This is a genomic window from Polaromonas sp. P1_A2 (assembly GCF_056406895.1).
Map to the genome: position 1 here is coordinate 250,186 of NZ_JBFTZI010000004.1, position 21,891 is coordinate 272,076.

At 67.3% G+C, this 21,891-nt stretch carries 19 protein-coding genes; 10 read left to right on the forward strand and 9 right to left on the reverse strand.

Annotated elements, in window-relative coordinates; translation table 11 throughout:
• The first annotated feature begins 29 nt into the window (after window positions 1-29).
• From AC1D09_RS17245 to otnI, 4 genes are read left to right on the forward strand one after another with little or no spacing between them, the layout of a single operon-like run.
• Window positions 30-911 carry a chromate resistance protein ChrB domain-containing protein gene (locus AC1D09_RS17245; RefSeq protein WP_477664262.1) on the forward strand — a complete coding sequence of 294 codons (882 nt, stop codon included), beginning with the start codon at window positions 30-32 and terminating at the stop codon, window positions 909-911.
• On the forward strand, window positions 908-2,299 hold the full coding sequence (gene chrA, locus AC1D09_RS17250; RefSeq protein WP_477701151.1) for a chromate efflux transporter: 1,392 nt from the start codon (window positions 908-910) through the stop codon (window positions 2,297-2,299). The genes AC1D09_RS17245 and chrA overlap by 4 nt, the downstream gene beginning before the upstream one ends.
• Before the next feature lie 49 nt (window positions 2,300-2,348).
• Entirely contained in the window at window positions 2,349-4,235 is a 1,887-nt protein-coding gene (locus AC1D09_RS17255) for a SulP family inorganic anion transporter (RefSeq protein WP_477701152.1), read from the forward strand.
• 5 nt (window positions 4,236-4,240) lie between these two features.
• On the forward strand, window positions 4,241-5,074 hold the full coding sequence (otnI, locus tag AC1D09_RS17260) for a 2-oxo-tetronate isomerase (protein WP_477662174.1): 834 nt from the start codon (window positions 4,241-4,243) through the stop codon (window positions 5,072-5,074).
• A gap of 28 nt (window positions 5,075-5,102) precedes the next feature.
• Here the strand turns inward: otnI and alkB are convergent, their stop codons facing one another.
• The 4 genes from alkB to AC1D09_RS17280 form a co-directional block, all read right to left on the reverse strand.
• On the reverse strand, window positions 5,103-5,756 hold the full coding sequence (gene alkB / locus AC1D09_RS17265; RefSeq protein ID WP_477662175.1) for a DNA oxidative demethylase AlkB: 654 nt from the start codon (window positions 5,754-5,756) through the stop codon (window positions 5,103-5,105).
• Between the two features lie 36 nt (window positions 5,757-5,792).
• Window positions 5,793-6,518: a 2OG-Fe(II) oxygenase gene (locus AC1D09_RS17270; protein WP_477662176.1), complete on the reverse strand. Its 726-nt coding sequence runs from the start codon at window positions 6,516-6,518 to the stop codon at window positions 5,793-5,795.
• Window positions 6,519-6,618: 100 nt separating this feature from the next.
• Window positions 6,619-7,035 (reverse strand): Cu(I)-responsive transcriptional regulator, encoded by a 417-nt coding sequence (gene cueR / locus AC1D09_RS17275; protein WP_477662177.1) that lies wholly within the window; start codon window positions 7,033-7,035, stop codon window positions 6,619-6,621.
• Entirely contained in the window at window positions 7,028-9,469 is a 2,442-nt protein-coding gene (locus AC1D09_RS17280; RefSeq protein WP_477662178.1) for a heavy metal translocating P-type ATPase, read from the reverse strand. The genes cueR and AC1D09_RS17280 overlap by 8 nt, the downstream gene beginning before the upstream one ends.
• Window positions 9,470-9,622: 153 nt before the next feature.
• On the opposite strand from AC1D09_RS17280, the gene AC1D09_RS17285 reads away from it, so the two are divergent.
• Window positions 9,623-9,811, forward strand: coding sequence for a heavy-metal-associated domain-containing protein (locus AC1D09_RS17285; RefSeq protein WP_477662179.1), 189 nt, complete (start codon window positions 9,623-9,625; stop codon window positions 9,809-9,811).
• 72 nt (window positions 9,812-9,883) lie between these two features.
• Entirely contained in the window at window positions 9,884-10,732 is an 849-nt protein-coding gene (gene asd / locus AC1D09_RS17290) for an archaetidylserine decarboxylase (RefSeq protein ID WP_477662180.1), read from the forward strand.
• Here asd and AC1D09_RS17295 read toward each other — a convergent pair.
• The gene (locus AC1D09_RS17295; RefSeq protein ID WP_477662181.1) at window positions 10,729-11,595 is read right to left on the reverse strand and encodes a DUF72 domain-containing protein; all 867 of its coding nucleotides are present in this window, start codon (window positions 11,593-11,595) and stop codon (window positions 10,729-10,731) included. The genes asd and AC1D09_RS17295 overlap by 4 nt on opposite strands.
• Before the next feature lie 199 nt (window positions 11,596-11,794).
• Here AC1D09_RS17295 and AC1D09_RS17300 point away from each other — a divergent pair, with 199 nt between their 5' ends.
• Complete coding sequence (locus tag AC1D09_RS17300) at window positions 11,795-13,270, forward strand: M20 family metallopeptidase (protein WP_477662182.1); 1,476 nt, start codon at window positions 11,795-11,797, stop codon at window positions 13,268-13,270.
• A 76-nt stretch (window positions 13,271-13,346) separates the two neighbouring features.
• Window positions 13,347-14,273 (forward strand): lysophospholipase, encoded by a 927-nt coding sequence (locus AC1D09_RS17305; RefSeq protein WP_477662183.1) that lies wholly within the window; start codon window positions 13,347-13,349, stop codon window positions 14,271-14,273.
• Between the two features lie 33 nt (window positions 14,274-14,306).
• On the opposite strand, the gene AC1D09_RS17310 is transcribed toward AC1D09_RS17305, so the two are convergent.
• From AC1D09_RS17310 to AC1D09_RS17325, 4 genes are all read right to left on the reverse strand, one after another.
• Window positions 14,307-14,774, reverse strand: coding sequence for a YidB family protein (locus AC1D09_RS17310; protein ID WP_477662184.1), 468 nt, complete (start codon window positions 14,772-14,774; stop codon window positions 14,307-14,309).
• 65 nt (window positions 14,775-14,839) lie between these two features.
• Window positions 14,840-16,009: an MFS transporter gene (locus tag AC1D09_RS17315; RefSeq protein ID WP_477662185.1), complete on the reverse strand. Its 1,170-nt coding sequence runs from the start codon at window positions 16,007-16,009 to the stop codon at window positions 14,840-14,842.
• Window positions 16,006-16,761, reverse strand: coding sequence for a 16S rRNA (uracil(1498)-N(3))-methyltransferase (locus tag AC1D09_RS17320; protein ID WP_477662186.1), 756 nt, complete (start codon window positions 16,759-16,761; stop codon window positions 16,006-16,008). The genes AC1D09_RS17315 and AC1D09_RS17320 overlap by 4 nt, the downstream gene beginning before the upstream one ends.
• Window positions 16,762-16,770: 9 nt before the next feature.
• Window positions 16,771-17,877 carry an aminoglycoside phosphotransferase family protein gene (locus tag AC1D09_RS17325; protein WP_477662187.1) on the reverse strand — a complete coding sequence of 369 codons (1,107 nt, stop codon included), beginning with the start codon at window positions 17,875-17,877 and terminating at the stop codon, window positions 16,771-16,773.
• 117 nt (window positions 17,878-17,994) lie between these two features.
• On the opposite strand from AC1D09_RS17325, the gene AC1D09_RS17330 reads away from it, so the two are divergent.
• Both AC1D09_RS17330 and AC1D09_RS17335 read left to right on the forward strand, forming a co-directional pair.
• Window positions 17,995-20,424, forward strand: a complete 2,430-nt coding sequence (locus AC1D09_RS17330) for an LPS-assembly protein LptD (protein WP_477662188.1) — start codon at window positions 17,995-17,997, stop codon at window positions 20,422-20,424.
• The gene (locus AC1D09_RS17335; protein ID WP_477662189.1) at window positions 20,417-21,820 is read left to right on the forward strand and encodes a peptidylprolyl isomerase; all 1,404 of its coding nucleotides are present in this window, start codon (window positions 20,417-20,419) and stop codon (window positions 21,818-21,820) included. The genes AC1D09_RS17330 and AC1D09_RS17335 overlap by 8 nt, the downstream gene beginning before the upstream one ends.
• Window positions 21,821-21,891: the final 71 nt, after the last annotated feature.

Below are 21,891 nucleotides of genomic sequence, written 5' to 3' on the forward strand. Positions count from 1 at the left end.
CAAGCGCTGGCAACTCATTGGAGTACTCCGTGGACACCTCTACCCTTTCCGTTCCCCATATCTCTCCCCAGGATCTCGCAGCCCGCATGGGCCGCGCCGATGCGCCCTTGCTGCTCGACGTGCGGCGCGAAGCCAAATTCCGCGAGAGCCCCCAGCTGATCGCGGGCGCCCGCTACTGCGCGCCTGAAGACGTGGCCGCGTTTGCGGCCTCGGAGCCGCCGCGCGAGGTGGTGGCCTATTGCGTTTATGGGCACAACGTCAGCGCGGACGCCGTCGCCGAGCTGCGGGCCGCTGGCTGGAATGCCTTCGCGCTGGCCGGCGGTATCGTCGGCGGCGAAGACGGCGTCGATACGCCGCAGGACATTGCCCAGTGGCGCGCGCAGCGCCCGCCCACGGTGGCCAAACGGCCGGACTGGGGCGTCACCGGTGAGCAGCCCTCGCGCTGGATCACGCGCGAGCGGCCCAAGATTGACCGCATCGCCTGCCCCTGGCTGGTGCGCCGCTTCATAGACCCGCGCGCCGAGTTTTTGTATGTGCCTACTCTGCAGGTGCTGGCCGAGGCCAAGCACCTGGGCGCCGTGGCCTATGACATTCCGGGGGCACCGGTCTCGCACGAGGGTGAGCTGTGCAGCTTTGATACCTTGCTCAAGGCCTTCGGCCTGGAGCATCCCGCGCTCAAGGTGCTGGCGCGCATCGTGCGCGGCGCCGACACCGACCGCCTGGACCTCGCCCCGCAATCGGCCGGCCTGCTGGCCTTTTCGCTGGGCCTGTCGCGCCTGCACGCCGAGGACGACCACGCCATGCTGGAAGCCGCCATGCCGCTGTATGACGCGCTCTTTGCCTGGTGCCGAGAGGCGCATGGCGAGCCGCACAGCTGGAAACCCGAAACCATGACCGGAGCCGCGAAGTGACGACCGCCTTGCCCTCATCCCTTCCCCTGTCGCATGAACGGCCGGCGGCCGTCTCATTTGCCGACGCGCTGAAGTTCTGGCTCAAGCTGGGCTTTATCAGCTTTGGCGGGCCGGCCGGACAGATTGCCATCATGCACCGCGAACTCGTCGAGCAAAAACGCTGGATCAGCGAGCAGCGCTTTTTGCACGCGCTCAACTACTGCATGCTGCTGCCAGGCCCCGAAGCGCAGCAGCTGGCCACCTACATAGGCTGGCTGATGCACCGGACCTGGGGCGGCGTGGTGGCCGGCGCGCTGTTTGTGCTGCCTTCGCTGTTCATCCTGGTCGCGCTGAGCTGGGTCTATGTGGTCTTTGGCCAGGTGCCGCTGGTTGCGGGCCTTTTTTACGGCATCAAGCCGGCGGTGGCCGCCATCGTGCTGCAGGCTGTGCACCGTATAGGCTCGCGCTCGCTCAAGACGCCCTCGCAAGCGCCCATCCTGTGGGCCATCGCCATTAGCAGCTTTGTCGCTATCTATGTGTTGAACACGCCGTTCCCGCTCATCGTACTGGGCGCAGCCGTGCTGGGCTGGCTGGGCGCGCGCTTCGCGCCTGCGCAGTTCGCCGGCGGGGCCGGCCATGGTGCCGCGCAAAAGGGCTACGGCCCGGCGCTGATCGATGACGACACGCCGACGCCGGCGCATGCGCGCTTCAAGCCTTCGCGCCTGGCCGCCGTGCTGGGCGTGGGCGCCATGCTCTGGTTCTTGCCCATGGGCGCCCTGCTGGCCACGCAAGGCTGGAACGCCACCCTCACGCAAATGGGCTGGTTTTTCACCAAGGCCGCGCTGCTCACCTTCGGCGGCGCCTATGCGGTCCTGCCCTATGTCTACCAAGGCGCGGTCGAGCAATTCCACTGGCTGAGCGGCCCGCAGATGATTGACGGGCTGGCGCTGGGCGAAACCACGCCCGGCCCGCTGATCATGGTGGTGGCCTTTGTCGGCTTTATGGGCGGCTGGGCCAGGCAGGTGCTGGGGCCGGACATGCTGTTCCTGGGCGCGGCGCTGGCGGCCACGGTGGTGACCTGGTTCACCTTTTTGCCCTCCTTTCTGTTCATCCTCGCCGGCGGGCCGCTGGTCGAGTCCACGCACGGCAAGCTGCATTTCACCGCGCCGCTGACGGCCATCACAGCCGCGGTGGTCGGCGTGATTGCCAGCCTGGCGCTGTTTTTCCTCGCGCACATCGCCTTGCGCGCGGACACGGGCGGGCCCTGGCTGGCCCGGGTGGACTTTTACGCGCTGGCCATCACGCTGGGCGCGGCCGTGGCCCTGCTGCGCTACAAGCGCGGCGTGATCCCGGTGATCGCGGCCTCGGCCTTGGCCGGTTTGCTGCTGCGCCTGTCCGGCCTGGCCTGATCGCCCGGGGCGGCCGGCATGCCGGGCGCGGTATGCTCAAGCCCTTGTGATGGAACCCTCAGCCGCCCCAGCATCCCGGTCATCAATTCCGCTCCTGGAACGCCTGTTCGGCGACTGGGTGCGCGAAGTGTCGCCCGCCACCCTGCGGGCCGACGCGATGGCCGGCCTGCTGGGCGCGGTGCTGGTACTGCCGCAAGGCATTGCCTTCGCGACGCTGGCCGGCCTGCCGCCGGCCTACGGCCTGTACACCGCCGTCATTCCCTGCATCATCGCCGCGCTGTTCGGCTCCAGCCGGCATGTCATGTCGGGCCCGACCAACGCCAACTCGCTGGCCCTGTTCGCCATGCTCTCGCCGCTGGCCATGGCCTTCAGCCCGCTGTATATCCAGCTCGCGCTGGCTGTCACCGTGATGGTGGGCGTCATGCAGTGGCTGATAGGCGCGCTGCGCCTGGGCGTGCTGGCCAACTTCATCTCGCCGGCCGTGCTTTTCGGTTTTACCTCGGGCGCCGCACTACTGATCGCCGTGCACGCCCTGCCCGACTTGCTGGGCCTGGCGGCCGCGCCGGAGCACAGCGCGGCTGCCGTGCTGGGGCATGCGCTCACGAACCTCACTTCCGCCCAGCCGCTGGCGCTGGGCGTCGCGGCCATCACGCTGGCTGTGGCTCTGCTGCTGCGCCGCCTGCGCCGCAACTGGCCTTATATGCTGATCGGCCTGGTGGTGGCCACCGCGCTGGCCTGGGTCTGGAGCGGCTGGCTGTACCCCGGCGCCCAGCCCTCGGCCGCGCTGCGCACCGTGGGCCAGATTCCCGTGCCCTGGCCGCGCTTTGAATTGCCGCGCATCAGCTGGGCGCAGGCCGCCGACCTGGTCGGCCTGGCCTTCGCGCTGACCATCGTCGCGCTGGGCCAGGCGATCTCGATCGCCAAGACGGTGGCGCTGCGCTCCGGCCAGCGCATAGACGCCAACCGCGAGTTCCGCGGCCAGGGCCTGTCCAACATCGTGGGCGGGTTTTTCTCGAGTTATGTGTCCTGCGGCTCCATGAACCGCTCCATGCCCAACCTGGAGGCCGGCGCGCGCACGCCGCTGGCCTCGGTGTTCTCCGCCCTGCTGTTGCTGGCGCTGGTGGCCCTCAGCGCGCCGCTGCTCGCGCAGATCCCCATGGCCGCGCTGGCGGCGCTGCTGGTGCTGGTGGCTTTCGCGCTGCTCGACGCCGCGCGCTGGCGCCAGCTGTTCAGCTTGAGCCGCAGCGATTTCGGTGTGGCCCTGGCCACCATGGCGGCGACCGTCACCATCCGGCTGGAAATCGCCATCCTGCTGGGCATGATCTTGTCGCTGATGTCTTTTCTCTACCGCACCTCAAAGCCCGCGATGCGCACCATGGGTTTTGACAGCCGCGGCCTGGACCGCCAGTTTGTGGTGATAGACAACTCGCCCGATGCGGGGCTGGAAACCAAAAAAACGTCGGGCCCTGACGGGCCCGACGAGGGGCCGCGCCAGGCGCTGCCGGAGTGCCCGCAGCTCAAACTGCTGCGCATGGAGGGCGAGGTGTATTTCGGTGCGACCCAGCATGTGGCCGACATCCTGCACGCATTGCGCACCCAGCCCCAGCCGCAAAAACACCTGCTGGTCATGGGCAAGAGCATGAACTTCATCGACCTGGCCGGCGCCGAGCTCTGGGAGGCCGAACTCGCCGCGCGCCGCGCCATGGGCGGCGACCTGTACTTCCACCGGCCGCGGCCCGAAGTGATACGCATGTGGCGCAAGACCGGTTTCACGAGCGTGCTCGGGCCCGAACACCAGTTTCCCGACAAGTTCACCGCGATCGCCACCATCTTCAACAAGCTGGACCCGGACATTTGCCGGCACTGCACGGCGCGCATATTCTGGGAATGCCAAACCGCGCCCGGTCCTGGCACAGCCGCCGCAGCCGCCGCCTGAAGCCCATGCCCCAATTCGCCGCCAACCTCAGCTGGATGTACACCGAGCTTCCCATGGCCGAACGCTTTGGCGCCGCCGCGCGCGATGGCTTCACGGCCGTGGAGATCCTCTCGCCCTACGTTTGGGCGCCGGACGAACTCAAGGCCATGCTGCAGCGCAACGGCCAGCAGCTGGTGCTGTTCAATGCGCCGCCGGGCGGCGTGGACCCGGCCGGCATCGAGAAAGCCTGGGCCTCCTCGCAAAAAGGCACGGCCTGCCTGCCCGGCCGTGAGGCCGAGTTCCGCGCCGGCATCGCCATCGCGCTGGAGTACGCGCAGGCCCTTGGCTGCCCGCGCATCCATGTGATGGCCGGCGTGCTGCCCGCGGGCATGGAGCGCGAGGCGGCGCAGCCCACCTATGTGAACAACCTGCGCGAGGCGGCCGCGCTGGCCGCCAGGGTGGGCGTGGACCTGCTGATAGAGCCCATCAACACCCGCGATATCCCGCGCTTTTTTTTGAACCGGCAGGACCATGCGCACGAAATCATCCGTGAAGTGGGCGCGGCCAACCTCAAGGTGCAGATGGACCTCTACCACTGCCAGGTCGTTGAAGGCGACCTGGCCATGAAGCTGCGCAAATACCTGCCCACCGGCCATGTCGGCCACCTGCAGATCGCCGGCGCGCCGGGCCGCCACGAGCCCGACGTCGGCGAAATCAATTACTCCTATCTATTTGCGCTGCTCGATGAACTGGGCTACGGCGGCTGGGTGGGCTGCGAATACAAACCGCTGCGCGGCGCCCAGGCCGGCGCCACAAGCGACGGGCTGGGCTGGCTGAAAAAATTTCGCGAACGCGCCTGAGCGCGTTCGAAGCCCATTCAGCACCTGCTTAGCGCGCGCAGCGAAACGTCAAATTGATGCGCTGCCTGCCCAGGCGCACATGCTCACCCTCGGCCAGCGGTGCCACGCCGTGGTAAGCCAGCCGCGACGCACCGCCCCACACCGCCACGTCGCCATGCAGCAGGCGGTAGCGCGCGGGCTTGTCGCTGCGCTTCAAGCCGCCGAACAGGAACACCGCCGGCAGGCCCAGCGACACCGACACAATCGGCGCATCCAGCTGGCCTTCGTCCTTGTCCTGGTGCAGCGACAGGCGCGCGCCGGGTTCATAGCGGTTGATCAGGCAGGCGTCCGGTCGGAAGTTGCCAAAGCCCGCCTCCGCCGCGGCCTTTAAAGCGAGCCTGGAAAAACAATCCGGCATGGGCGGCCAGAGCTTGCCCGAGAGCGGGTCCCTGGGGTCATAGCGGTAGCCGCTGCGGTCCGATACCCAGCCCAGTTCACCGCAGTTGCTCATGGCGACCGACATGGTGTAGCCGCCCGGCGTGACCAGGTGGCGCAGCGGTGCTGCCGCAGTGACTGCGTCCACGGCCTGCAGCAAGGCTTCATCAACCTCCAGGGCAAAGCCGCGCAATAGAGCCGCGCCCGGGGCGATCGTCTCCGGAGCCGCATACGGCGCCGGTGCCTCATCAAAAAGCTGCAGGGTCACACCATCTCCTGGATCGCTTTGCTGCGCCAGCGGCCATCACTCAGCGTCATGAAAAATAATCCCCAGCGTATGCCGGTGGCCGCTGCGCACCGTACTCACGCCGTGCCGCATGTTGACGCGGTAAAAGCCGCGGTTGCCCTGCACCGGCCGGTGGTGCACGGCAAACACCACGGCATCACCCTGCTGCAGCGGCACCACCTCGGGCCGCGACTGCATGCGCGGGCGCTGCTCGGTCAGCACAAATTCGCCGCCGGTGAAGTCTTCGCCCGGCCGCGACAGCAGCACCGCGACCTGGAGGGGGAACACATGCTCGCCATACAGGTCCTGGTGCAGGCAGTTGTAGTCGCCGGGCCCGTATTGCAAGAGCAGCGGCGTGGGCTGCTGCTGGCCGGCCTGGTGGCAGCGCGCGAGAAAATCGGCGTGGTCGGCCGGATAGCGGACATCTATGCCCATGGCCTGGTTCCAGGCATTGGCCACGCCGACCAGGCGCGGATACAGCGTGGCGCGCAGCCGCGCCACGCTGTCCGGCAGCGGGTAGCTGAAGTACTGGTATTCGCCCTGGCCGAAGCCGTGGCGCTGCATCAGCACGCGGCTGCGGAAATGGCGCGTGTCGGCATACAGCTCGGCCACGGCCCTGCATTCGCGTGCGCTCAACAATTGCGGGAGCACGGCGTTGCCGTGGAGGTCCAGCGTGGCGGTGGTGGCCGCCCAGTCATCCGTCTCGGCGGGCAACAGGGAAAGTGTGCTTGAAAGAGGTGGCATGCGGCGGTCCGTGAGGCGATGGAAGAGCCATCAATACCCCCAGGATAAATCCGCCGGCTCGCTTGCGCTCGCCGGATCCGGACATTTCATTGGGCCCTGCTCAGGCCGCCAGCTCAGTCAGGATGGGGCAATCAGGCCGGCTGTTGCCCTGGCAGCAGTGCGCCAGGTGGCCCAGGGTCTGCTTCATGGCCTCCATCTCGGCAATGCGGCGTTCCAGGTCGGCCACATGGGCCAGCGCGATGCGTTTGACGTCGGCGCTGGCGCGGCGTTTGTTCTGCCACAGCTTGAGCAGCTCGGCGATCTCGGCCATGCTGAAGCCCAGCGCGCGGGCGCGGCGTATGAAGCGCAAAGTGTGCACCTCTTTTTCGCCGTACTGGCGGTAGCCCGCGTCGCTGCGGTGCACCGCGGGCAGCAGGCCCAGCGATTCATAGTGGCGAACCATCTTGGCCGACACGCCGGAACGCGCGGCAGCCTGGCCGATGTTGAGCGGACCTGTGCTGTCAACGGTTTCAGTCATGGGTGTTTCCTTTCCAGCGCCGCAGGAGCAAGGCGTTCATCACCACGCTGGCGCTGCTCAGCGCCATGGCGGCGCCGGCGATCACGGGGCTCAGCAGGCCTAGCGCGGCCAGCGGTATGCCAACCACGTTGTAAACAAAAGCCCAGAACAGGTTCTGGCGTATCTTGGCGTAGGTGCGGCGTGAAATGTCGACGGCGCCGGCCACCAGCGACGGGTCGCCGCGCATCAGCGTGATGCCGGCCGCATGCATGGCCACGTCGGTGCCGGTGGACATGGCAATGCCCACGTCGGCCGCGGCCAGGGCCGGCGCATCGTTGATGCCGTCACCCACCATGGCCACGCGTCCGCCCTGGGCCTGCACGCCGGCCTTGAGCCGGCCGATGATGGCGGCCTTGTCTTCGGGCAACACCTGGCTGTGCACCAGGTCTATGCCCAGCTGCCGCGCCACGGCATCGGCGCTGCCGCGGTTGTCGCCGGTCACCAGGGCGATTTGTATGCCCAGCGCATGCAGACTGGCCATGGCCGGCGCCGCGCTGGTTTTGAGCGTGTCGCCAAAGGCCAGCAGGCCCAGCAACTGGGGCGTGCCCGCGACGTCGGCGAGCCAGGACACCGTGCGGCCCTGGGCTTCGAGTTCCCTGGCGCGCGCATCGAGTGCTGCAAAGCTGCTGAGGTCCAGGCCCAGCTCCTGCATAAAGCGCGGGCTGCCTAGCCGCAGTTCGCGGCCGGCCACCACGGCGGCCATGCCGCGCCCGGCGACCGCTCGCAGCTGTGTTGCCGCGGGAATCTCAAGCGCTTGCTCCATCGCGCGCCGCATGACCGCGCGGGCCAGCGGATGCTCGCTGCCCGACTGGATGGCGGCGGCCCAGGCCAGCAGTTCCTGCTCTGCGATGCCGTGCGACTGTAGTGCCACCAGTTCGGGCTTGCCCTCGGTCAAGGTGCCGGTTTTGTCGAAGGCCACGACCTTGAGGCTGTGCGCGACTTCCAGCGCCTCGGCGTCCTTGATCAGGATGCCCTGGCGGGCGGCGGCCCCGGTGCCGACCATGATGGCGGTGGGTGTGGCCAGGCCCAGCGCGCAGGGGCAGGCAATCACCAGCACGGCGACGGCGTTCAGGATGGCGGCTTCCCAGTTCTGCGTGGCCAGGCCCCAGCCCAGCAGCGTGACCAGCGCAATGCCTATGACCACCGGCACAAAGACGGCGCTGACCTGGTCCACCAGGCGTTGAATCGGCGCTTTTTTGGCCTGGGCCGACTCCACCATGCGCACGATGCGCGCCAGCGTGGACTCCGCGCCTATGGCCGTGGTGCGCACCACGATCAGGCCTTCGGCATTGACCGCGCCGCCGGTCACACGCTCGCCCGCGTGTTTGGCCACGGGCAGGCTTTCGCCGGTGATCAGGGATTCGTCGACCTGGGTGGCGCCTTCGACGATTTCGCCGTCCACCGCGATGCGCTCGCCGGGGCGCACCACCACCAGGTCGCCGAGCTGGATGTCCTGCAGGGCCACATCCTCGTCTTTGCCGCCCTGCCGGCGGCGCGCGGTGTCGGGCCGCAGTGCCTGCAGCGCGCGGATGGCGGCGGTGGTCTGGTGCTTGGCGCGCACCTCCATCCATTTGCCCAGCAATACCAGCGTGATGACGACGGCCGAGGCTTCAAAGTACAGATGGGCCATGCCGTGGCCGCCGTGGCGCAGCAGCTGGTAGACGCTCAGGCCGTAGGCCGCCGAGGTGCCCAGGGCCACCAGCAGGTCCATATTGCCGGTGCCCGCGCGCAAGGCCTTCCAGCCCGCGCGGTAAAAACGCGCGCCCAGCCAGAACTGCACCGGTGTGGCGATCAGCCATTGCAGCCAGCCATCGAGCATCCACTCCCGGCCGAACAGCGCGCCCACCATGGGCAGGGCCAGCGGCGCCGACAGGACCGCGGCCAGCGCGACAGGCCACCAGGCGGCGGGTTTGTTGGCAGGGCTTTCCCCGGCCGCTGGGATGTCGCGCGCCTGGTAGCCGGCCTTGGCCACTGCCGCCACCAGCGCGGGCAGCATGGCGGCGCTGCCGGCCACGCTGACTTCAGCGGTTTCGGTCGCGAGGTTGACGCTGGCCAAGAGCACGCCCGGTACTTGTTTAAGCGCTTTTTCCACACGCGAGACGCAGGAGGCGCAGCTCATGCCCTCTAGCCTGAGCCTCAAGGTTTGTTCGGCCACGCTGTAGCCGGCTTTCGCGACGGCGGCCTTCAAGGTGTCCATGCCGACGTCGCCGCGCGCCTTGACGCTGGCCTGCTCGGTCGCGAAATTGATGCTGACGTCCTGCACGCCGGGAACGGCGGCCAGCGAGCGTTCCACGCGCGCCACGCAGGAGGCGCAGCTCATGCCCTGGACGGGAAACCGCCATTCGGCCAGCGCGGCCGCGGCAGGCGGGATTTTCAGGGAGGTCGTGGTATTCATGTCAGGCAGTCTGAACCTTACCATCATGGGAGGGTCAAGCCCCGGGGACAATAGCCACAGACGCGGGGCGGGTTTGGCCGGCCTGGCTGGACTTTGCCCCCATGGGAAGGTTCAGACTCCCGCCAACCCTTTTCACCACTCTCAGGAGGCTTTATGGAATTCACGATCCCCGCCATGAGCTGCGGCCATTGCGCCGGCGCCATCACCAAGGCCGTCAAGGCACTGGACCCGGCCGCGCAGGTCCATATGGACCTGGCGTCCAAAAAAGTCGTGGTCCAGACCTCGCAAGACCGGCAGGCCGTGGCGGCGGTGCTCGCGCAGGCGGGTTATCCCGCACAGTAAGGCAGCGCCGCGCGGCGGCAAGGCGTTTGGGCGTCGATAGAATGGCCCTTCCTTCACCCTTCAAGCCGCCTAGTGTCCGACCGATTCGCCGTTCTCCCCCAATACCTGTTTCCCAAGCAGGCGCTGACTTCCTTTGCCGGTTTTGTGGCTTCGCGCGAGCGCGGCTGGGTCACGACGGAAATCATCCGCCGCTTTGTCGCCAAGTACCGGGTCAATATGGAGGAGGCGCTGAACCCGGACATCGCCAGCTACCCGACCTTTAACGACTTTTTCACGCGCGCGCTCAAGCCCGGCGCGCGGCCCCTCGCGGCGGCCGAGCTGGTGTCGCCGGTGGACGGCGCGATCAGCCAGTTCGGCGCCATTGAGAAAGACCAGATCTTCCAGGCCAAGGGCCACCGTTATTCCACCACCGCGCTGGTGGGCGGCGATGCGGCGCTGGCCGCGCGCTACCAGGACGGGCATTTCGCCACGCTCTATCTAAGCCCCAGGGATTACCATCGCATCCACATGCCCTGCGACGGCCGGCTGGTGCGCATGATCTATGTGCCCGGCGAGCTGTTTTCGGTCAATCCCGTCACCGCGCGCGGCGTGCCGGGCCTGTTCGCGCGCAACGAGCGCGTGGTCTGCGTCTTTGAGTCGGCGCGCGGGCCTTTTGTGCTGGTGCTGGTTGGCGCGACGATTGTCGGCAGCATGGCCACGGTCTGGCACGGCGTGGTCAACCCGCCGCGCGGCAAGGACGTGCGGCAATGGGACTACCCCGACGAGCCGACCTCCGCGATACGCCTGAAGCAAGGCGAGGAAATGGGCCGCTTCCTGCTGGGCTCCACCGTCGTCATGCTGTTTCCCAAGGGGCCGCTGCAGTTCAATCCCGAGTGGGCGCCCGGCCGCGAGATCCGGCTGGGCGAGGCCATGGCCTCCTAGCCCTGAGCTGGGGGCGTAAAGCCCAGGCGCTTTAAGAACGCCATGGCCGCGGCAGGCGCCCTTTCCTTGGCGCCGTTGATGAAATACACAAACACGTCGCGCGGCTTTCCCTGCGCCGGGGCTTCTTCCAGCGCTGGCAGGTCCCCGGGTGCGCCGCCCGCGGCCCATTGCCTTGCACGTTCAGCCCAGGCGTGCAGCGCGCCTTCCTCATAGCCGGTCTCCAGGCCTGCCTCGCTCATCATCAAGCGGGCATAGGCGAAGTCGCCCGTGAGGTCGGCGAAGGACGGGAACTTGTCAGCGTCGGTAAATACCGTCGCAACCCTGTAACGGCGCGCGAGCGCCAGGTAGTCGGGCGACATGAAACTTTCATGGCGCACGTCGACCACATGGCGCAACGCGAGGCCGTCCACCTGTTTGGGCAGCAGGGCCAGAAAGGCCTCGAAATCGCCGGCCTCGAACACCTTGCCGGGCATGAACTGCCAGACGATGGGGCCCAGCTTGCCGCCCAGCTCGCTGATGCCGCTTTCGGTGAAACGCTGGATGGACTCGCCCGCCTCCGCCAGCACGCGGCGGTTGGTCGCGTAGCGCGAGGCCTTGAGGGAAAACACGAAGTGGTCCGGCGTCTCTTCATGCCACTTTCTGAAGCTGGCCGGCTTGAGCGTGCCGTAATAGGTGCCGTTGACCTCGATGGCGCTCAGCTGGCGGCTGGCGTATTCGAGTTCCCGGCTGTGTGGCAGGCCGGGCGGAAAAAAGCTGCCGCGCCAGGGCTCAAAAGTCCAGCCGCCCACACCCGCGCGTATGCGGGCATCGACGGTGGAAGGCGCGGCGGAAGATGGCGCTTGCGCGCGGCTGGCTGGTGTCATGGCGGCTCCGTGGCGTACTTGTCTGGTCTCTCGTCCAAATAGAGGAGATATCTTTGCCCTCGCCGGCTGCCGGCGCTGCAGGTTGAATTCTCCAATTGCGGGTCTATGTGGCGTGGTCTGTGCCGGAAGCGTACAGTAGCAGCTGCCGCAGCAAAACGCTGTCCTAAAAAGCCGACATTTTTCTCCCGGAGCCTTTCCCATGAACGCCCCACTGCACCGCGAAATCCCCGCCAGCATCCTCAACGCCGCCCAGGCCCTGTCCCAGGTCACGGCCCAGTGGGACGGCGACATCGTCAAACAGATCACCGACTACATCTCTATCCCCGCCAAGTCCCCCACTTTCGACAGCGACTGGGCGCAGCACGGTTTCATTGACACCGTCATGCGCAATGCGGCGGCCTGGGTCGAGGCGCAGAAGGTCGAAGGCCTCAAGCTGGAGATCGTGCGCCTCGAAGGACGCACGCCGGTGCTGTTCTTTGAGATCCCGGCCACCCGCGCCGATTCCACGCAGACCGTGCTGATGTACGGCCACCTCGACAAGCAGCCCGAGTTCACCGGCTGGCGCAATGACCTGAGCCCCTGGAAAGCCAAGTACGAGGACGGCAAGCTCTACGGCCGCGGCGCCGCCGACGACGGTTATGCGGTTTACGCCAGCATCGCCGCCGTGCAGGCGCTCAAGGCGCAAAACGTGCCGCACCCGCGCATCGTCGGCCTGATCGAAACCTGCGAAGAAAGCGGCTCCTACGACCTGCTGCCCTACGTCAACGCGCTGCGCGAGCGCCTGGGGGAGGTCGCGCTGGTGGTGTGCCTGGATTCCGGCGCGGGCAATTACGACCAGCTGTGGCTGACCACCAGCCTGCGCGGCAACGCGGCCGGCGTGCTCAAGGTCGAAATCCTCACCGAAGGCGTGCACTCGGGCGACGCCAGCGGCCTGGTGCCGTCGAGCTTTCGCATCATGCGCCAGGTGCTGGACCGCCTCGAGGACAGCAAGACCGGCCGCCTGCTGCCGCAAAGCTTTCACTGCGAAATCCCGGCCGACCGCCTGGCCCAGGCGCAGGCCACCGCCAAAATCCTCGGCGAGGAAATCTACAAGCGCTTTCCGTGGGCGCATTACGACTGCGAAGGCTCCAGCACCTTCGCCCTGCCCACCACCACCGACCCGGTCGAGGCTTTGCTCAACCGCACCTGGCGCCCCACGCTGAGCGTGACCGGCGCCGAAGGTTTCCCGGCACTCAAGGACGCCGGCAATGTGCTGCGCCCCTACACCGCCTTCAAGCTTTCGCTGCGGTTTCCGCCGCTGATCGATGCCGGCGCGGCGGTGCAGGAGCTCAAGACGCTGCTCGAAGACAACGCGCCCTACCAGGCCAAAGTCACCTTCGAAAGCAACGGCGGGGCCACGGGCTGGAACGCACCGGGCACCGTGCCCTGGTTCGAGAACGCGCTCAATGACGCGTCGCAAAGCTTTTTCGGCGCGCCCTGCGGCACGATCGGCCAGGGCGGCACCATTCCGCTGATGAACATGCTGAGCAAGGGTTTTCCCAAGGCGCAGATGATGGTTTGCGGCGTGCTGGGTCCCAAGAGCAATGCCCACGGCCCCAACGAATTCCTGAACGTGCCCTACGCCAAGAAGCTGACCGCCGCGGTCGCGCACGTGATGGCCCGCGTCCCCGGTTGATTCGGGTGCGGCGTCCTTTTCTTTCGCATCGCGGCCTGCCGCGCGCGCTTGCCACAGGCCAGGCTTTCGCCGCCGCATGCATTCGACCATCCTAGCCCCCTTCACCGCCCGCGATGGCGAGAACCTGGCCTTGTACGAGTGGCCGCTGGACGCCTGGGCCGACGAAATGGGCCCACACGCGCCGCCGCCGCGCGCCGTCGTGCTGCTGGTGCACGGCCTGGGCGAACACGCCCTGCGCTACGACCATGTCGCGCGCCAGCTGATGGAATGGGGTTTTGCCGTGCGCGCTTACGACCAGCGCGGCCATGGCGAGTCCGGCGGCGCGCGCGGCGTGCTGCCCGCCGACAGCACCTTGCTCGAGGACCTGGCCGAGGTGGTTGACGACACGCGGCTGCGCTGCATGCGCCTGCTGAAGGAGTCTCCCTCGCACCATGCGTCGGCCGAACCCGACCAGATCCCGCTGGTCCTGCTGGGCCATAGCCTGGGCGGCCTGGTGGTGGGCCGTTTTGTTTCGCTGGGCATACGCCCCGTCGAAGGCCTGGTGATGTCTTCGCCGGCGCTGGATGCGGGCCTCAATCCCCTGCAGAAATTGCTGCTGGCCTTCATGCCCAGGCTGGCCCCCGACTTTTGCGTGGGCAACGGCCTGGACCCGCACTATCTTTCGCACGACCCGGAGGTGGTCAGGAAATACCTGACCGACAAGTTGGTGCACAACCGGATCTCGCCCCGGCTGGGCAAGTTCATCGCGACGGCCGGCCCCGCCACCATAGCGGCCGCCGCCCAGTGGCGCACGCCCACACTGCTGATGTATGCGGGCGCGGACCGGCTGGTCGACCCGGCGGGCAGCCGCGCTTTCGCGGAAAGCGCCGCGAGCTCACGCGCCGTCAAGCCCGGCACGGTGACCGCGCGCTGCTTTGAGGACCTCTACCACGAGATCTTCAACGAAACCGACTCGGTGCCGGTGTTCGACACGCTCAAGGCCTGGCTGGACGCGCGTTTCTAGGCTGCGCTTGCGGGCGCCGGCCCCTTCACGAGATCAGCGCGCCTGCTTCAGCAGGCCGCCCAGCATGCCCATCAAGTCCTCGCCGTTGCCCAGGCCCTGCTCGGGCGCCTGGCCTTCGGGCGTCAGGTGGTTGATCAGGCCCGGCAGTATGTGGGAAAGCTGGCTGGCGGCATCGCCGGGGTCCAGCCCCAGCTTCGCGGCGATGTCGGACACGGTGCCGGCACCCAGCGCGCTGGTGACCTGGTCGCCGGAGACGGGCTGGTTGGCCCCGCTGCCTATCCACGACTGGATGGCGTCGCCCAGGCCGGCTTGTTCGAATTTGCTGACCAGACCACCCAGGCCGCCCTGGCCGCCGTTGTTGGCCAGCATGTCCGTGGCGACCTGGATCAGTTGCGGGTTGCTGGCCAGCATGCCGATGAGGCCGCCCAGGCCCGCGCCGGCCTGGCCCTGCTGGCCGTTGTTGTTGAGGACACTGCCCAGGACTGAATCAAGTAAACCCATGACGAACTCCTCAAGTGAGGGTGAAATAAAAACGGGAGAAAGCAGGAGAAAAAACGCGGAAGGCCTCAGGCATTCTGTTCCCTGCGCCGGCCCAGTGCAAGCCAGGCCAGCAAGGCGCCGGTCAAGCCCAGCGGCAGCAGCGAACCGAGGTTGAGCAAGGCCCAGCCCTGCGTGGTGACCAGCACGCCCGAGGCCAGCGACGAAACCGCCAGCACGGCAAAAATGCAGAAATTGAGCGCGCCCTGCGCCTTGTCTTTTTCTTCGGGGCGGTAGGCCGTGAGCGCCAGCGTGGTGGCGCCGGTGAACAGGAAATTCCAGCCCAGCCCCAGCAGGAAAAGCGCCCCCAGGAACTGCTTGAGGTCCACGCCAGAGAGCGCGATCAGCACGCACAGCACGTTGAGCAGCAGGCCCACCGCCATGATGGGCAGGGTGCCGAAGCGGCGTATCAGGTGGCCGGTGAAAAAGCCCGGCGCGAACATACCGATCACATGCCACTCAAGCACCAGCGCGACGCTGGAAAACGGCAGGCCGCAGACCTGCATGGCGATGGGCGTGGCGGCCATCAGCAAATTCATCACGCCAAAACCCAGGGCGCCGGCGGCCGCTGCCACGATAAAGACCGGCTGGCGCATGATTTCGCCAAGCGGCCTTCCGCCGCGGGCCGCATGTGCTTCGGGCGGCGGCGGGAACTGGATGAAGGCCAGCAAGGCCATGGACAGCAGCGCCACGCCGGCCAGCGCCAGGTAGGCGCCGGCAAAAGGCACGGCGGTCAGCTCCCGCGTGCGCGCGGCGAGGTTGGGCCCCGCGACGGCGCCCAGCAGGCCGCCGGCCATGACCAGCGAAATGGCTTTTTCGCGAAAGGCCGGCAGGGCCAGCTCGGCCGCGGCGAAGCGGTAGAGCTGCGCGTTGGCGCTGTAATAGCCGGCCACCACCGTGGCCGTCACCAGCAGCCAGAAGTTGCGGCTGTAGGCCGCATAGCAGCACAGCAGGGCCGAGGCCACGGCCACCAGCAGGCCCAGCTGGAAAGAGGTCTTGCGCCCGAAGCGCGATTGTGTGCGCGCCACCACCGCGGTCGACAGCGCACCGCCCACCACATAACCCATGACGGGCAGGGTGGCCATCCAGCCCAGCGGCGCCAGGTTCAGGCCGACCAGGCCGTTGATGGCGATGAAGGTGACGTTGTTGGTCAGGAACAGGCCCTGGCAGACGGCCAGCAGCCAGAGATTGCGGTTCATGCGGCTCCACCCAGTGTGAGCAGGGACAGGCAGGCCAGCGGCGCGGTTTCGGCCCGCAGCACACGCGGGCCCAGCGTGACGGGACTGAAGCCGCACGCAATGGCGGCGGCTTCCTCGGCGGGGCTCAGGCCGCCCTCGGGGCCGCTCAAAAACGTCAGCGCGCCGCTGCCCGGCACCGCCTGGGCCAGCGGGCGGCTGCCCTCGCGCAGCGACAGCAGCAGGCGGCTTCCGTCCGCGGCCGCGTTCCCGGCGCTCTTGAGCCAGTCGGCCAGGCTGGCGACCTCGTGGATCAGCGGGACGCGGCTGCGGCCGCATTGTTCGCAGGCGGCGACGGCCACGCCGCGCCAGTGCGAGATTTTTTTGTCGGCACGCTCGCCTTTGAGGCGCAGAACGCTGCGCTCGCTCATCAGGGGCTGGATGCTGGCCGCGCCCAGCTCGGCTGCTTTTTCCACCAGCCAGTCCATGCGCTCGTTGGCCGGCATGCCGACCGCCAGGTGGATGGCGCGGCCGGCCTCGCGCGCCGTCGGGGTGTACGCACCAATGGTGACCTCGACCTCGCTGCGGCCCATGCGCGCGACCGTGGCCTCAAATTCCCCTTCGCTGCCGGGCAGGCCGTCGCCTTGGCCGTTGAACAGCGACAGGGCGTCCCCGGGCTGCAGCCGCAGGACCTGCACGTGGCGGGCGGTGTCCGGTGGCAGCTGGACCGTCGTGCCCGGCACCAGCGCGATGTCGGCGTAGAAGCGGGCATTCATGGCATGGCCTTAAAACGTGTAGCCCACGCGGGTCTCATTGCCTTCGATCTCGTCGAGCAGCACCATCAGCGGGCCCAGCTGCCGGTAGCGCGCGGCGGTGTTGCGCGCGTATTTGATGAAGCGCGGGGTGTCGGCCAGGTATTTGGGCTTACCGTCACGCAGCGTGAGGCGGGCGAAAATGCCCAGCACCTTGAGGTGGCGCTGCAGGCCCATCCATTCGACGGCGCGGTAAAACTCGCCGAAATCGTCACCGACCGGCAAGCCCGCCTTGCGGGCCTTTTGCCAGTAGCGCACGGTGATGTCGAGCACAAAATCCTCTTCCCAGCTGAGGAAGGCATCGCGCATCAGGCTGGCGATGTCGTAGGTGATGGGGCCGTAGACCGCGTCCTGGAAGTCGAGTACGCCGAGTGGCGGCGCATCCGCGGGCGCTGCTGATGCGCCGTCCGGAATCATCAGGTTGCGGGGCATGAAGTCGCGGTGCACAAACACCCGCGCGCCGTCCAGCGAATTGAGGTTGCTGGCCTTGATCTGCGTGAACAGGACTTCGAGTTTGTCCCGCAGGCCGGTGTCCAGCGCGAGGCCGCGGTGTTTGGCGACGTACCAGTCCGGGAATAGGGAGAGTTCGCGCGACAGCAGCGCATCGTCATAGGGGGGCAGCACGCCCGGCTTCGATGCGAGCTGCCAGCGCACCAGGACGTCCACCGCTTGGGCGTACAGCTCGTAGTGCGCGGATGCGGGGCTGGCAATCGCGTCGACCGCGGCGGGCGGGGCGATCACTTCCATCATGGTCCGCGCGCCCAGGTCGCTCAGCAGCATAAAGCCCAGGGGCTCGTCCCATGCCAGCACGCGCGGCGCGTTCAGGCCGGCGTCCGCCATCAGGCCGGCGATCTTGGCAAAGGGTTTGCAGTCTTCCTGCGCGGGCGGCGCATCCATGATGATGCAGCTGCCCCCGCCCGATGCGGCGTCTACCCGGAAGTAACGGCGAAAGCTCGCGTCGGCGGAGGCCGGCCTCAGCGTGCCGGCTTGCAGGTGGTGCTGGCGGGCCGTGGCGGCCAGCCATTGTTCGAAGGCGGCGGCGCGTGCCGGATCGGCCCAGGCGATGGACGGTGCGGTCATGCTTGCGAAGCCTTCGCCGGGCGCGCGGCCGGGCTCGGGTTCGGCATTGTGGGGAGGGGATGGAGGGTCATGGATAATCAGGCCTGATTTTACAAACGGGTTTATCTCACATAAACGATGCGCCGCGCATCCCGCTCGCCTTTTATTCTCTCCCCGGTAGCTCTTGCTGTCTCCAGGCTGGCTGTGTTCTGCGCCACGCTGGGGATGACTGTTGCCGGGACGGCGCACGCCCAGGCGGTGCCGGCGGCACCGGTGCAGACGGCGGAATCCGGCGGCGGGCTGAAACTCAAGCCCTCGCCCATGCTGGCCGAGGAAGTCTCCAGTGATCCGCAGGACCGGGGCCCGACCTTTGTCTTCGGCGACCGCGTGTCGGGCCGCCCCGACCTGGAGACGGTCATCGACGGCAATGCGGAGCTGCGCCGCGGCGCCACCTCCATCCGCGCCGACCGCATCGAGTATTACCAGCCCGACGACCAGCTCAAAAGCCGCGGCAATGTCCGCGTCAACCGGGCCGGCAACCGCTTTGAAGGTCCCGAGCTGGAACTCAAGCTGGACCGTTTCGAGGGGTTTTTCACCACGCCGGACTACCGCTTCCTGAGCAATGGCGGCAACGGCCGGGCGCAGCGGGTCGACTTCCTCGATGAACACCACCTGACGGCCCAGCGCGCCAGCTACACCACCTGCGAGCGCGGCGATGAAGCGAGCTGGGAGCCGGCCTGGGTGCTGCGCGCCAACAGCTTTGAGTTCGACCTGGAGACCGAGGTCGGCGTGGCCCGGGGGGCCGTCGTCCGTTTCAAGGACGTGCCCATCCTGGCTTTTCCCAAGTTCAGCTTTCCGCTGAGCGACAAGCGCAAGTCAGGCCTGTTACCGCCCAGCATCAGCATGGGCTCGACCGACGGCTTTGAATTTCGCCAGCCTTATTACTTTGACATCGCGCCGAATCGGGACGCGACCTTCTCCCCGGCGATCATGACCAAGCGGGGCATAGACCTGGCCGGCGAGTTCCGCTACCTGGAGCCCACCTATTACGGCCAGCTCCGTGCCAACTACCTGCCGAGCGACAAATTGCGCGACCGGGACCGCTGGTCTTATGGTTACCAGCACAGCGGTACCATCAATACCGGCTTTCCATCGATCGGCAAGCTGGGGCTTAACCTCAACCTGAACCGTGTCAGCGACAACGACTATTGGCGCGATTTCCCGGCACGGCTGGGATCCACCACCCAGCGGCTGTTGTCGCAGGACGCCACCCTGTCCTGGAGCCAGGGCTTCTTCTCCTCCACCTTGCGCACCCTGAAATGGCAGACGCTGCAGGACGTGACCTCGCCCATCGTCCCGCCCTATGACCGCCTGCCGCAGCTCACGGCCAGTTACTCCCGGGTGGATGCCCCTCTGGGCCGCCTGGGCAATGGCTTTGACTGGTCCATCGAGGGCGACTACACGCGGTTCTCCGCGGACCGGGTGCTGACGAACCAGCCCAACGGCAACCGGGCCTACACCAAGCTGCAGGTCAGCCGCCCCTGGCTGTCCTCGTCCGGCTTTATCACGCCCAAGGTGCAGCTGCATGCCACCAGCTACCAGTTCGACGCGCCGCTGGTCGACGGCGCGCGCTCGGCCTCGCGTGTCGTTCCGACCTTCAGCCTGGACAGCGGCCTGCAGTTTGAGCGCGAGGCGAGCTTCCTGGGCCGCAACTTTACCCAGACGCTGGAGCCGCGGGCTTTTTATGTGCGAACGCCCTTTCGCGACCAGAGCCGGCTGCCGAACTACGATTCCGGCCTCAACGACTTCAATTTCGCGACGGTGTTCACCGAAAACGCCTTTGTCGGCAATGACCGCATTTCCGACGCGAACCTGCTGACGCTGGGCGTGACCTCGCGCCTGCTGGACCCGGCGACCGGCGCCGAGGCCGTGCGCGTGGGCATTGCGCAGCGCCTGCGCTTTGAGGACCAGCGCGTGACGCTGCCCGGCGCGCTGCCCGTCACCGACCGGATCAGCGACATCCTGGTCGGCGCGTCCGTCAACTGGGTGCCGCAGTGGTCTTTCGACAGCACGGTGCAGTACAACCCCAAGACCAAACAGTCCGAACGCGCCTCTTTCGGCGTGCGCTACAACCCGAGCAACTACCGCGTCATCAGCGCCGCGTTCCGGCGCCAGCGCAATGTCAGCGAGCAGATCGACATCGGCTGGCAATGGCCCATCAACGACCTGTGGGGCGACAGGGGCAAGGACCTGGGCGCCGGGCAGGGCCAGGGCGGCGGGCGCTACTACGCGGTCGGCCGGCTCAATTACAGCGTGCTGGACAAGCGGCTGGTCGATTCCATCATCGGCGTCGAATACGACGGCTGCTGCTGGATAGGCCGCGTCGTGCTGCAGCGCTCGCAGACCGGCACGGGCACGTCGGACACCCGGATCATGTTCCAGCTGGAGCTCGTGGGTTTCTCCCGCATAGGCGCCAACCCCCTGGAAACCCTCAAGTCAAATGTCCCGCGCTACCAGTACCTGCGTGAGAAAATCGAGGCTCCAAGCCGCTTTACCACTTATGACTAATCACCGCTTTGTTCCAGAATTTTTCTCGGGCCTGCCGCGCCTCGCCGGGGCGGCGTTCGCGCTCGCCATGCTGCTGACGGCGCAGGCGCAAGCTCAGGGGCTGAGGCCCTCCGCGCCGCTGCGCCTGTCGTCCGATCCCGCCGCGCGGGCTCCGGCCGGTCAGCGCCAGGCCGATTTCATCGTCGCGGTGGTGAATTCCGAGCCCATCACCAACAGCGAGGTCCGCCTCAAGCTGATCCGCACCGAGCAGCAAATCCTCCAGCAGGGCACGGCGCTGCCGCCGCGCAGCGAACTGGTGGTGCAGGTCCTGGAGCGCATGATCAGTGACAAGGCGCAGCTGCAGCTGGCGCGCGCTTCCGGTGTGCGGATCGATGAAAGCGCGATCCAGGCCGCGGTCCAGAGCGTCGCGACCCAGAACCAGATCACCGTGGACGAGCTGCGCAGCCGCCTGAAGGCGGACGGCATCGACTACACGCAGTTCCGCTCCGAAGTGCGCGACGAGCTTTTGGTGGGCCGCCTGCGCCAGCGCGAACTCGAGTCGCGCGTGAGCGTGACCGAGCAGGAGATCGACCAGTTCCTGCGCGACCAGGAAGGCGGCACCGCCGAAGCTTCCGCCCTGGCCCTCAACCTGGGCGAGATCCTGGTGGCGGTGCCCGAGAATGCCACGCCCGAACAGGTCGCGGCGCTGCAAGCCAGGGCCCAACAGGTGGTCGACCGTGCCCGCGCCGGCGGTGATTTCGCCGCGCTGGCCGCCGAGTTCTCCGCTTCCGCCACACGCACGACCGGCGGCCAGATGGGTCTGCGCACCGCCGACCGCTATCCCCCGCTTTTTGTGGATGCCACCAAAAACCTGCAAACCGGCGGACTGGCCGGCCCGGTGCGAAGCGGCGCGGGCTTTCACATCCTCAAGGTGATTGAAAAGCGCCAGGGCGGCATGCCCGGCGCGACCGTGACGCAGACCCATGCCCGCCACATCCTGCTGCGGCTGAACCCCAAAGTGACGGAAGCCGCCGCGACCGAAAAGCTCGCTGAATTCAAGAAGCGCATCCAGGCCGGGCAAGCCGATTTTGCCGCCCTCGCCCGCGAGAACAGCGATGACGGCTCGGCCAAGGAGGGCGGCGACCTGGGCTGGGCCAGCCCCGGCATGTTTGTGCCCGAGTTCGAGAAAGTCATGAACAGCCTGGCGCCCAACCAGGTATCCGATCCGCTGGTGTCCCGTTTCGGCGTGCACATTATCCAGGTGCTGGAGCGCCGCGACACCCAGCTCTCGCTGCGTGACCAGCGCGAAATCGCGCGCAACGTGCTGCGCGAAAAGAAACAGGGCGAAGCCTACGCACTCTGGGCCCAGGAGGTCCGTGGCCGCGCGTATGTGGAGTACCGTGAACCGCCGCAGTGAATGTGGCCCCCACGGTCGCTCACTGCGTGTAGCCGGCGGCTTCTCCCTGCCCCTCTCATAATGAAAGGGGC

Coding starts and splice junctions, on each gene's coding strand:
- AC1D09_RS17310 (WP_477662184.1), bottom strand. CDS start 14,774: ATGGGTTTACTTGATTCAGTCCTGGGCAGTGTCCTCAACAACAACGGC.
- AC1D09_RS17285 (WP_477662179.1), top strand. CDS start 9,623: ATGGAATTCACGATCCCCGCCATGAGCTGCGGCCATTGCGCCGGCGCC.
- AC1D09_RS17330 (WP_477662188.1), top strand. CDS start 17,995: ATGCGCCGCGCATCCCGCTCGCCTTTTATTCTCTCCCCGGTAGCTCTT.
- AC1D09_RS17315 (WP_477662185.1), bottom strand. CDS start 16,009: ATGAACCGCAATCTCTGGCTGCTGGCCGTCTGCCAGGGCCTGTTCCTG.
- AC1D09_RS17325 (WP_477662187.1), bottom strand. CDS start 17,877: ATGACCGCACCGTCCATCGCCTGGGCCGATCCGGCACGCGCCGCCGCC.
- otnI (WP_477662174.1), top strand. CDS start 4,241: ATGCCCCAATTCGCCGCCAACCTCAGCTGGATGTACACCGAGCTTCCC.
- AC1D09_RS17305 (WP_477662183.1), top strand. CDS start 13,347: ATGCATTCGACCATCCTAGCCCCCTTCACCGCCCGCGATGGCGAGAAC.
- AC1D09_RS17300 (WP_477662182.1), top strand. CDS start 11,795: ATGAACGCCCCACTGCACCGCGAAATCCCCGCCAGCATCCTCAACGCC.
- AC1D09_RS17270 (WP_477662176.1), bottom strand. CDS start 6,518: ATGCCACCTCTTTCAAGCACACTTTCCCTGTTGCCCGCCGAGACGGAT.
- cueR (WP_477662177.1), bottom strand. CDS start 7,035: ATGACTGAAACCGTTGACAGCACAGGTCCGCTCAACATCGGCCAGGCT.
- AC1D09_RS17335 (WP_477662189.1), top strand. CDS start 20,417: ATGACTAATCACCGCTTTGTTCCAGAATTTTTCTCGGGCCTGCCGCGC.
- AC1D09_RS17295 (WP_477662181.1), bottom strand. CDS start 11,595: ATGACACCAGCCAGCCGCGCGCAAGCGCCATCTTCCGCCGCGCCTTCC.
- AC1D09_RS17280 (WP_477662178.1), bottom strand. CDS start 9,469: ATGAATACCACGACCTCCCTGAAAATCCCGCCTGCCGCGGCCGCGCTG.
- AC1D09_RS17255 (WP_477701152.1), top strand. CDS start 2,349: ATGGAACCCTCAGCCGCCCCAGCATCCCGGTCATCAATTCCGCTCCTG.
- AC1D09_RS17320 (WP_477662186.1), bottom strand. CDS start 16,761: ATGAATGCCCGCTTCTACGCCGACATCGCGCTGGTGCCGGGCACGACG.